The following is a 10,406-nucleotide window of genomic DNA, read 5'->3' as shown; positions in this document are numbered from 1 at the left end:
TTATGTACGAACTCACTGTGAAAGGCGTCGGCACGTTCGAGGTGGAGAAAGGCACACGCCTCGTTCGGGCCATCGAAGACTGTGGCGCGAATCTCGGGCACCGTTGCGGCGGACACGCCCAGTGCACGACCTGTCGCGTGAATTTTGAGGACGGAGAACCCAGCGTCATGACCGCCGCCGAGCACGAAAAGCTCCACGACATCGGGCAGTTTGGCGACATGCGTCTTTCGTGCCAGATCGTTGTCGACCGTGACATGACGGTCGAGCCGCTCATGACGGTCGAGGATCAGGGATGGGACGATGCTGGCCCAGAGCCCGCCATCATGGTCGAGCCAGAAGCGGAGTGGTACCCTATCGAATCCCTGGAAGAAGAATAGTCCAAGGGGTTCGCCTGCTCTCCCCACCAGCAATCCTAACGGTCGTATCTGCAGGGTCACCGGGGCCCTCTCGTCACCATGGGATGAAGCCGTTTGCACGACAGAGCCCCTCTTGTCCCCCCTATCTCCGGTCCCAGGAAGGGACAGGTCCTGGGCATATCGGAAAGACTGCACAAAGCTTCCGAAATCCCCGGTCTGTACAGCAGCACAATCGTTACGGACCGGGCAGAATCCTACTGTGTAGAACCCCGCTCTCCCATACCCGTTTGGGACACTGCCTTATGTCCCTGGCCGGCCCCTCCAGAATTCTCTTTGCGGGGGTACGCATCGCAGCGCTTCCCTCAATATTTGCCATCCTCCATGTCTCTCCTCCGATCGAGTCGCATTCTTCAGGTTCTCCTGGGGGCGCTCGGAGTTGTGCTTACCGTTCTGCTCTTCGCGCCGAATCTCGTCGTCGAGTACTTTTGGATGGGGGAGCTCGACTTTCAAAGTGTATTCTGGACGATTCGGGGCACTCAGGTACTTCTGTTCGTTCTCGTCTTTGTGCTGACGAGTCTTTACTTCGGAGGCAACTTCCACTTCCTGATCCGCAACATTCCCCCTCTGTGGGCGTCGCGCTGGGCCCAGGGTGGGGAAGCTCCTGAGATCGGAGGCGAGCCCCTCACGCGCAACCGGCTGAAGCGGCTCGCGTACGTCATCGCGGGGGTGCTCAGCCTCCTCTTCGCCGCCGGATTTTCGGGACGCTGGGACGAGCTGCTCCGCTTTTGGTACGCCCAACCGTACGGGCAGAGCGATCCCATTTACGGCATCGATCTGGGATACTACATGCTGGAGCTTCCCTTCCTGCAGGCACTCCAGAGCGGCGTTGTGGGGCTGGCGTTTCTGGGCCTCCTGGTCCTCGTAACGGGCTACGTCATCGCCGGCCAGATTGGCATTCAAGATGGAGAGTTTCAGGTCGACTCCGGGGCCCTCCGCCACCTTGGGGCCAACGTCATTCTTCTGCTTCTGGGATGGACCTGGGGGTTCTACCTCGACCTGTACGAGCTGCTGCAGGAAGGCGGGGGAGGAGCTGTGTACGGAGCCGGCTACACGGACGTCAACGTCATGATTCCCGCCCTCTGGGTCATGATTATCGCGACACTCGTGCTGGCGGGGCTGGTGGCCTGGAATCTGTATCAAAAACGGCTGCGGCTTCTTGGGATTGGCGCACTGGGGTACGTGGTCGTTCTGGTCGTGGGACTCGTGCTGGCCCCTACCCTTGTCACGCAACTTACCGTGCTACCCAACGAGCTGGAGCTGGAGCGCCCGTACCTCAAACACAACATCAGTCTGACGCGGGAGGCCTTTAACCTCGACGAAATGCAGGTACAGTCCTATCCCGCACGCACGAACCTGACCCCGAAGGACATCGAGCAGAACCGGGAAACCATCGAAAACGTGCGGCTCTGGGACCCACGCCTCCTGATCGACACATACCAACAGCTTCAGCAGATCCGGACCTACTACACGTTCAAGGATGTCGATGTTGACCGGTACAGAATCGACGGAGAGATGCGCCAAGTGATGCTCTCTGCGCGGCAACTGACGCCGCGACTTCCACAGGGGTCGAGAAACTGGGTAAACCGCCACCTGCAGTACACGCACGGCTATGGCTCCGTGGCCAACCTCGTGGCGCGCCAGGGTACGGAGGGAACGCCCGAGTTCCTAGTCAAGGACCTCCCCCCTACCGAAACTGACTCGACTCTCGCCGTCGACAACCCGGCTATCTATTACGGGGAAGACGTGCCGACCTACCGTCTCGTCGATACCAAGTCCCAAGAGCTCGACTATCCGAAGGGGGACAAGAACGTGTACACGGCCTACAAGGGGGACGGCGGCGTCCCGGTCGGTAGCTTCTGGAAAGATCTTCTCTTCAGCTACTTCACGGGCGACTTTAACATTCTGCTCACTGACTATCTGACCGATGAGAGCCAGATCCAGATCTGGAACAGCATCAACGAGCGGGTGTCCCATATCGCGCCGTTTCTCAAGCTCGATGGGGACCCGTATTTCGTACTGAGCGACGAGCGGCAGTATTGGATCCAGGATGCCTATACGTCAACCCAGTCCTTTCCGTACTCGGAACCGATCCGCGGCCAGCGGGGATTCGAAGGAACGCGGTACATTCGTAACTCGGTGAAGATCGTCATCGACGCGTACAGCGGCGATGTGTCCTTCTACGTCACGGATACTGAGGACCCGATTATCGAGACTTACAAAAAGGCCTTTCCAGGGCTTTTCAAGCCGATCGAAGAGATGCCCAGCAATCTCCGGAAACACATCCGGTATCCAGAGGACCTCTTCAGCATGCAGATTGAGCGGTACGCGCGGTACCACATGACCGACCCGCAGGTGTTCTACAACAACGAGGACCTGTGGACCCGGCCCAAGGAGCAGTACTCGGGCCGGCAGCGCCTCATGGAACCGTACTACATTATGACCAAACTGCCGGGGCAGGAGCAGCAGCAGTTCATGCTGATGACGCCGATGACGCCGGAGGACCGGGACAACATGATTGCCTGGATCGCGGCAAAGTCCGATCCTCCCAACTACGGGGAGCTTGTAACCTACCAGTTGCCGAAGGAGAAACTTATCTACGGACCCAACCAGATCGAGTCTCGCATCGATCAGGACACCGAGATCTCGCGCCAGCTCTCGCTCTGGGACCAGCGTGGGTCGAAGGTGATTCGGGGCAACCTCATCGTGGTGCCCATCGAGGAGTCGTTTCTCTACGTGGAACCGATCTACCTCATCGCCAACGAAATCCAGATCCCACAGATGCAGCGCGTGATCGTGTCGTACGGAAACCGTGTGGCCATGAAGAAAACTCTCCGGCAGTCCCTCAACGCTGTGATGGGCCAGCAAGTCGTACAGACGCGCCAGCAGGCCGTGGCGGCCGTCCAGAAAGCCGCGAAGCGGGCCCAGGCTGCGACGCCCCAGCAGGTTGAAGAGTTGCAGCGAGCCCAGGAACTCGTCCAGGAGGCACGGAAGGCACTGGAAAGCGGGAACTTTGCCGACTTCGGGAATCGGTTCGAGGAACTGGAACAGGTACTGAACGAAGTTCCGACCCCCGACACCACAGGAACCGTTCCGATCCCCGATACCACGGGGGCCGTTCCATCCGCCTCCGGTGCCGTGCAGCAGGGAGGGCCTTAGACGCTCGTCGTTCGATCCTGCGGCTCCCCCCTGAATCACCGCTTCTGAATCATAATCCAGTTGTTTCCGTCCTGGTCGCGGTAGAGGTGAACGTCGACCAGAGTGGGCCGCATCTTATAGGTGAAGGTATAGGTGAAGTACTCGTCAAGTGCCCCCTCCTTGATACCCTCCTTGAATCGTCCGAAAAACAGTGGATTGTTGCTGCAGGGGGCAAGCTCCGTGAAAAAGTTCGTGCCGACAGCCTCGGAGGGGTCGATGCCGCTCAGATTCGATTCATAGCGGTTGTAGAACTGAACCACCCCTTCGTCGTCAATCCGGATGATTCCGAACGGGGCCTTGTCAAGCTCCTCCTCGCCCAAGTGACGAAGCTTCTCCCCCACCTCCTCATCCTCAAACGCGAGATCCACTGCTGACTCCCGAGAGCCAGACGCCTCCACCTCGGAGTCGTCCGCATCAGACTCCGATGCGGGCTCGTCTCCGCGCAGGTACGAATACGGGTCCTTGGAGGAAGCCATGGGACGAACGGAACGGGCGAGGCGGCAGGGGAGTGGTGAAAGGACGGGGGAACGACGCTTGCAAGTGCCGAATCATTGGGCGCAACGCCAGATACACCGGCGTCGATCGGCGGCGGACGCAGTGGGACGGTTAGGATGTTGAGAACCTGTTTGGCGAGACATCTGCGGCCACCCCGGGAGTACTCGGTCGCCGCGCTCCCAGCGCTGCGACTTCGTGGATCTCGTGCAAAATGGCTTCTGCATTCGCCCGGTAGTTCCACTACAGGGCTCACTTGGGCGCCATTTTGCAGCTTCGCCCACTGTGTCTCGGCTGCTCACCTGCTCGCAAAACAGGTTCTGAAGTTCTTGTATTGGTCCGTTGCTGCTTCGATCCGTTCTCCCAGAGAAAACAGAGCGGATCTCGGCCTGACCTGCGTTAAGGGGCGGATGTAACCAAGTCGCTATGAAGCAAATGGAGGCGGGACGGCGAAGAATCCTCGGCTCAGCTCTCCTATATCCATCCGTAGGTTACTGGTTATCTGGAAGACACGCAACACCCGCGGGCTCTGAGCAGTCCTCGGGGAGCCAGCAGCAGCGCTCCTTGGATTTGAAGCACCGCCGGATGAGTCAGACATCGACGGGTACCGAGTCCCAACTCAAGGCGCTTCGCAAGCGCGTCCGGGAGGTCCTTCGGGGACCGCTAGAAGATCAGTGGGAGGAGGTGCTAGACCAGTGGTCCAGCGCAGCTCCTGCCGACCGAGAAGCCGTTCGGGCGTACGTGTCCGGTCTTCGTAACCGAATGCTTGAGAGCCTGCTCGAAATTGGTTCTCTCGACGAGCTTGAGCGGGGGCTTGCCATCCAGTACATTGAAGTAAAGTGCCACTGGACGATGCTGAATACCCAGATCCAGAACCAGACGGCCGAGAACGGGCGGCCCGATGATAGTCTCATCTACCGGGCCACCTGCGTAAGTCTGATTCTTCAGGCCCTCGAACCCCTCGTCAGCCGAAAACGTGTGGATGAGGTCACGGGTTTTCTTGTCGAGCCGCTCGAATGATCAGCCGCTGGTAAGGATGTCTCCCTTGCTCCCCACAGCGTTACGCTCGGCCTCTGCGGACAACGATCAAAGATTTCTGGAGAAACGGCCCTGCGCCACCCCGAATTGGGATCTCACGTTGCAAGACGTGGGGTCCCTTTTCTACGTTCTGCGTGCGCGATGCCCCTCAGGGCCTCGCTAAGCACTGTCGCCTGCATTGTCGAACACTTTTCGTTCTCTCATGGAGTGGATTACGAGTCCTGAAGCCTGGATTGCGTTCGGTGCGCTGGCGGTCCTGGAGATCGTTCTGGGCATCGACAACATCGTGTTCATTTCAATCCTGTCGAACAAGCTGCCGCCGTCGAAGCAGCCGCTCGCCCGACGGATGGGGCTCGGGGCGGCGCTAATCGGGCGCATTCTCCTGCTGTTCTCCATCAACTGGGTGATGTCACTCAACACCCCGCTCTTCTCACTGCTAGAGCAGGCCTTCAGTGGGCGTGACCTGATTCTGATCGTGGGTGGATTCTTTCTCATCGGCAAGGCGACGACGGAGGTTCACGACAAGCTTGAAGGGGAAAACGGAGAGACAGAGGCGGGGGGGGCAGCCACGTTCGCCGGCGTGATCGCTCAGGTCTTTCTACTCGATCTTGTCTTCTCCATCGACTCAGTGATCACGGCGGTGGGCATTGCGGAGCACATTGAGGTGATGATTGCCGCCGTCACTGTTGCCATCGTCGTCATGATGATACTGGCGGGCCCCATCGCGAATTTTATCGAGGCCCATCCCACCGTAAAGATGCTGGCGTTAAGCTTTCTGCTCCTCATCGGGGTTACCCTCCTCGCCGACGGGCTCGGCCAGCACATTCCGAAGGGGTACGTGTACTCGGCGATGGCCTTCTCGCTGTTCGTTGAACTCCTCAATCTGAGTATCAGGCGCGGAAAAGAAGAGGAGAGCAAACCTGTTCACCTGCATCGTCCTCGGCTGCGGCGGGCTGTCAAGCGCGCGGTTCAGGAGGAGTAAAGAACTCTGCCCGGAAAGGCAAAGTTTTTTACCTCGGCCCCGCAACCTCGGCGGCCCGCCGCAGCGCGGCGTGTGCATCCACGATGCCGCCGGTCTGCGAGAGCTTGCCGAAGCGCACAGTGGTGGTGCCACCGCTGCCCGGACGGCTCACGAGCTGATCTCTGTAGCGCGTCGCCGTATCGAGGATGATGGATCGGACCTGGGTCGGAGAAAGGGAGGGATAGTGCGCCATCATGAGTGCAGCCAGCCCACTCACCATTGGTGCAGCCATGCTCGTGCCGTTGTTGCGGTCGTATTTATCATTGGGAACTGTGGAGTAGATGGACTGGCCGGGGGCGAAGACATCGACCCTCTCGGGGCCGTAATTGGAGAAGGGGGCGGCGAGCTGTTTTCCTCCCTGCCAGGACGAGGCCCCCACCTCGATCCAAAGTTTCGCCCGGCCCCCGTTCTGGTAGTGAGGAGACGGATAGTTCTTTGTCGAGTCGACGTTGCTCCCGTCGTTGCCAGCGGCGTGCACCATGAGGACCCCCATCGAATCGGCGTACTGCACGGCGTCGTCCACCACCTCCTTGTGCGGAGAGTACCGCTTGCCAAAGCTCATGTTGATGACATCGGCGCCGTTGTCGACGGCGTAGCGGATGGCGTTGGCGACATCCTTGTCGCGCTCGTCCCCGTTCGGCACGGTGCGGACGGACATGAGCCGAACCCCCCGCGCGACGCCGTCCATGCCGATGTCGTTGGTGCGCACCGCTCCAACGATCCCGGCCACGTGGGTGCCGTGCGAGGCATCGGGGCCCACGACGTCGTTGTTCCCGTAGAAACGCTCAGTTTTATCCGAGTAATCGTCCCCGACGATCGGCCGTGGATTGAAGTCGGGGTTGTAATTGTACTCGACCTTCCGTTCCAGTTGGTTTTTGTAGTCCCGGAGGTCCGACGGGGTGAGGTTCTGGTTGTAGAAGTAGCGAAGGGTCCGCTGGGCCCGGCGCACCTTCTTCTCGGAAGTCGTGATGGAGAGAACCCTTTCCTTCGTGAGCGTATCGGTCTGCAGGTGCTGCTTTAGGATTTTTACGGACGCCTGAACGGCATCCTGCGCCTTTTTGACCTTTTTGAGTCGTTGCTTGGCCTGGCGGCGCTTTCGCTTGAAGGTGCGCTTGATCTTCTGATACCGCTGGTACCGATCACGGGCGTCGGGCGGAACCTCGGCCGAGTCGGCCCCGGCGAAGCGCTCCCGGAGATTCACGTAGATTCGCGTGAGTTCGTACGTGTCCTCATTTACGTTTTTTCCGTTAGGACCGCCAATGAAATTCCAGCCGTGCACGTCGTCGACGTAGCCGTTTCCGTCGTCGTCAACCTCGTTGCCCGGCACCTCATCGGCGTTGGTCCACACCTTCCCGGATAGGTCCTCGTGGTCGATGTCGAAGCCCGAGTCGATAATGGCCACGCGAACGGTGTCCTGGGGCGCACGATTTTTCAGAACGGTCTGGTAGGCCGTCCGGGTGTCGAGGCCCGGTCCGCTACGGGGAACCTGGTCGAGATGGTACCAGTCCTGAGGGGCGCGGGAGGGGGCCGGAGCGTTCTTCTCATCCTGCTTGGTCTCCGACGAGGACGCCTGCGTCGTTGCCGTGGTGGTGTCCCGGTCGGCCGTAGGGGTAGTCGTGGGGCGGCTCGAGGAACACCCTGCCAGGAAAAGAGCGAGAAGTACAGAGAGAATCGTCGTCGCCTGCCTCATGGGCGCAAAAGACCGTCGTTTCGAAGAATAGACTGAGAAAGTCCGCGTTCAGCCTCCTCTAAGCGAGAACAGGGCCTTGCAGGTCGCGCTCCAGTTCGGGAGACGGGCCCAGGTGTTCGTCGCGGAAGCCACCGAGGTCGTCGAGGGTTTCGTCGGAGAGCCGCCGTGCGAGGTCGTCAATGGCCGGCCCTCCAATCAGGAGCGGAAGATGGGTAAGGAGCATCTTCTTGCCGCGGCAATGCGCCAGCAACTGGTACTCGCGGAGGTCGGCCTTCGGCGTGTCGTGCACGACGCAGCGACGGGTCCAGTCCTCCGGATCGGCCGATTCCGCTGCAAGAAGCGTCGTTGCCCGCTTCGGAAGATCAACGTGGTCGGAGAGATAGGATTGGCACCGGCGCTTCGACTCGTCGGAGAATGACTGGCGCATAGTCATGTGACAGTCCATGCACAGCGCGTAGCCGAAGACCGTCTCCTCCACATCGTAGTTTTCATACCGGCGGTAGCCTTTCTCAATCAAGTACTCGGTCGAGCCGTCCAGCAGAGGGGTCTCGCAGACGAGACATGTGGAGATTGGCTCTTCCGTCTCGACGGAATAGAAGGACTCGGGAATGGGAACCGGTATGGGAAACACGAGCCAGGGGCGGTGGGGAGGGGGAGCAGCTTGGGGACACCGTTCAGCGAGGTGATGCCCTCCCTTGTATATGCGAATCTTCAAGATGGTTCGTCTCATCCGGACCGTGGAAGTCCCCAACCCCGCGGCTCTCCGCCGAAAGCAGCAGATGGCATCTCCCTCGTAGCGTTGCCCACGGGCCGCGCGGACGATGCGCCCACGGCAATGGCATCAATCGTCGGATCGGGTGCAGTCGTCGGTCAGGTCCTGAGACGGGCGTGGAGCGACGATGTGAGATGTTCTTGGATTGTGCGATTGTCCCGGCGATGTCCCCCACCCGGACGAACTCTCCCCTCGTACGCCGGTAGAGCGCACCTTGTCTTTCCCGACTACGCGTGCCGACCTCCTATGCCCAACTACCGCCGCGGCTTTGAAAGCCTCCGCCGTGAAATTCACGAGCCCGAGCTCCCCACGGAAGGGGATCTCCCACCCTGGCTGGCGGGTACGCTCATTCGCAACGGCCCCGCGCAGTTCGAGGTGGGCGATCAGGACTACAACCACTGGTTCGACGGGCACGCGATGCTCCACGCGTTTCGCCTCGAGAACGGGACCGTGGGCTATCGCAACCGTTTTCTCGAGACGAAGAGCCGGCAGGAGGCGCTGGACGAGGGCGAGATCGTCCGGTCCGAGTTTGCCACGGACCCGTGCATGTCGATCTTCGGGCGGGTGATGAGTCTGTTCGACCCAAAGCCGACGGACAATGCCAGCATCAACGTCGCGCGCCTCGACGATCAGTACGTGGCGCTCACGGCGACGCCGCTCCCCGTCTCCTTCGACCCGGAGACCCTGGAGACGGCGGGCGTCGTGGACTTTGCGGACGACGTGAGCGTGGATACCTCCACGGCCCATCCCCAGATTGAGCCCGAGACGGGCCGGACGCTCTCGTACGGGGCCTCGTTTGGGCGCCAGTGCACGTACAAGATTCTCGGGGTGGCGCCGGGGAACGCGACGCGCCGCGAGGTGGCGAGCCTCGACGTGGACCGGCCCAGCTACATGCACAGCTTCGGGATGACGGAGCGGTACGTGATCCTGTCGGAGTGGCCGCTCGTGGTGAATCCGTTGGATCTACTGCTGCGCGGAAAGCCGTTCATCGAAAACTTCGAATGGACGCCGGGGCGCGGCACGCGGTTCCGCATTCTTCGGAAGTCCGACGGCGAGGAAATCGCCACCTGCACGGCCGACGCGGCGTTCGGCTTCCACCACGTCAACGCCTTTGAGCGGGACGGCGCGGTGGTCTGCGACATCGTCACCTATCCGGACGCGTCCATCATCGACGACCTGTACCTCGACCGCCTCCGCAGCGACGAGCCGACGCCGGGGACGGGTCACCTCCGCCGCTACCGCCTTCCACTGAACGGCGGCGCGGCCTCCTCTACGGTGCAGAGCGACGAGCGCCTGGAACTGCCGCGCATCCACGACGGCGTGGCGACCGCGCGACCATACCAGCACGTCTACGGCGTGGGAACGCGCGAGACGGACAATTTCACCGACCAGCTCGTGAAGATCGACGCCGAGACCGGCGCCGCGCAGACGTGGCACGAGTCGGGGACCTATCCCGGCGAGCCGGTCTTCGTCCCGGCTCCGCACGGTTCAGACGAGGACGACGGCGTAGTACTGTCGGTCGTGCTCGATCCGGGCAACGAGCAATCGTTCCTGCTCGTGCTCGACGCGGCCTCCTGGAGCGAGCGGGCGCGGGCGACGGTGCCGCACGCCATCCCGTTCGGCTTCCACGGCCAGTTTTTCGGGAAGGCGGGGAGGGACTGACGAATCGTTCCCCCTTCGTTGAAATGGAGAGAGAGCGTGCCGAGTTGATTACGATTCGGCAGAACCATGCTTTCGCAACGGCAGGTTTCCTGGGGTGCCACTTCCATCTCTAAAATCCTT

General features: G+C 60.8%; 8 protein-coding genes. 5 read left to right on the top strand and 3 right to left on the bottom strand.

From position 1 onward, the window contains the following. Positions 1-2 precede the first annotated feature (2 nt). A complete protein-coding gene (locus tag ABEL04_RS09245) occupies positions 3-377 on the top strand; it encodes a 2Fe-2S iron-sulfur cluster-binding protein (RefSeq protein ID WP_375802103.1) in 375 nt (124 codons plus the stop codon). Between the two features lie 360 nt (positions 378-737). Beyond that, positions 738-3,572 carry a UPF0182 family protein gene (locus ABEL04_RS09240; RefSeq protein ID WP_375802102.1) on the top strand — a complete coding sequence of 945 codons (2,835 nt, stop codon included), beginning with the start codon at positions 738-740 and terminating at the stop codon, positions 3,570-3,572. Positions 3,573-3,607: 35 nt separating this feature from the next. Here ABEL04_RS09240 and ABEL04_RS09235 read toward each other — a convergent pair whose 3' ends face one another. Further along, positions 3,608-4,087 carry a PAS domain-containing protein gene (locus ABEL04_RS09235; protein WP_375802101.1) on the bottom strand — a complete coding sequence of 160 codons (480 nt, stop codon included), beginning with the start codon at positions 4,085-4,087 and terminating at the stop codon, positions 3,608-3,610. A 601-nt stretch (positions 4,088-4,688) separates the two neighbouring features. Here ABEL04_RS09235 and ABEL04_RS09230 point away from each other — a divergent pair. Together ABEL04_RS09230 and ABEL04_RS09225 are read left to right on the top strand one after the other, a co-directional pair. Then, positions 4,689-5,123, top strand: coding sequence for a hypothetical protein (locus ABEL04_RS09230; RefSeq protein ID WP_375802100.1), 435 nt, complete (start codon positions 4,689-4,691; stop codon positions 5,121-5,123). Positions 5,124-5,343: 220 nt separating this feature from the next. Continuing rightward, positions 5,344-6,123, top strand: a complete 780-nt coding sequence (locus ABEL04_RS09225) for a TerC family protein (RefSeq protein ID WP_375802099.1) — start codon at positions 5,344-5,346, stop codon at positions 6,121-6,123. Positions 6,124-6,151: 28 nt separating this feature from the next. On the opposite strand, the gene ABEL04_RS09220 is transcribed toward ABEL04_RS09225, so the two are convergent. Together ABEL04_RS09220 and ABEL04_RS09215 are read right to left on the bottom strand one after the other, a co-directional pair. Then, on the bottom strand, positions 6,152-7,852 hold the full coding sequence (locus tag ABEL04_RS09220) for a S8 family serine peptidase (RefSeq protein ID WP_375802098.1): 1,701 nt from the start codon (positions 7,850-7,852) through the stop codon (positions 6,152-6,154). 58 nt (positions 7,853-7,910) lie between these two features. Further along, entirely contained in the window at positions 7,911-8,483 is a 573-nt protein-coding gene (locus tag ABEL04_RS09215; RefSeq protein ID WP_375802097.1) for a hypothetical protein, read from the bottom strand. A 387-nt stretch (positions 8,484-8,870) separates the two neighbouring features. Between ABEL04_RS09215 and ABEL04_RS09210 the strand changes: the two genes are divergently transcribed. Beyond that, on the top strand, positions 8,871-10,286 hold the full coding sequence (locus tag ABEL04_RS09210; protein WP_375802096.1) for a carotenoid oxygenase family protein: 1,416 nt from the start codon (positions 8,871-8,873) through the stop codon (positions 10,284-10,286). The last annotated feature ends 120 nt before the right edge of the window (positions 10,287-10,406 follow it).

The organism is Salinibacter sp. (assembly GCF_042218895.1).
GTDB lineage: Bacteria > Bacteroidota > Rhodothermia > Rhodothermales > Salinibacteraceae > Salinibacter.
The sequence above is the reverse complement of the archived record's forward strand: the minus strand, read 5'-3'. Positions and strand labels throughout refer to the sequence as shown.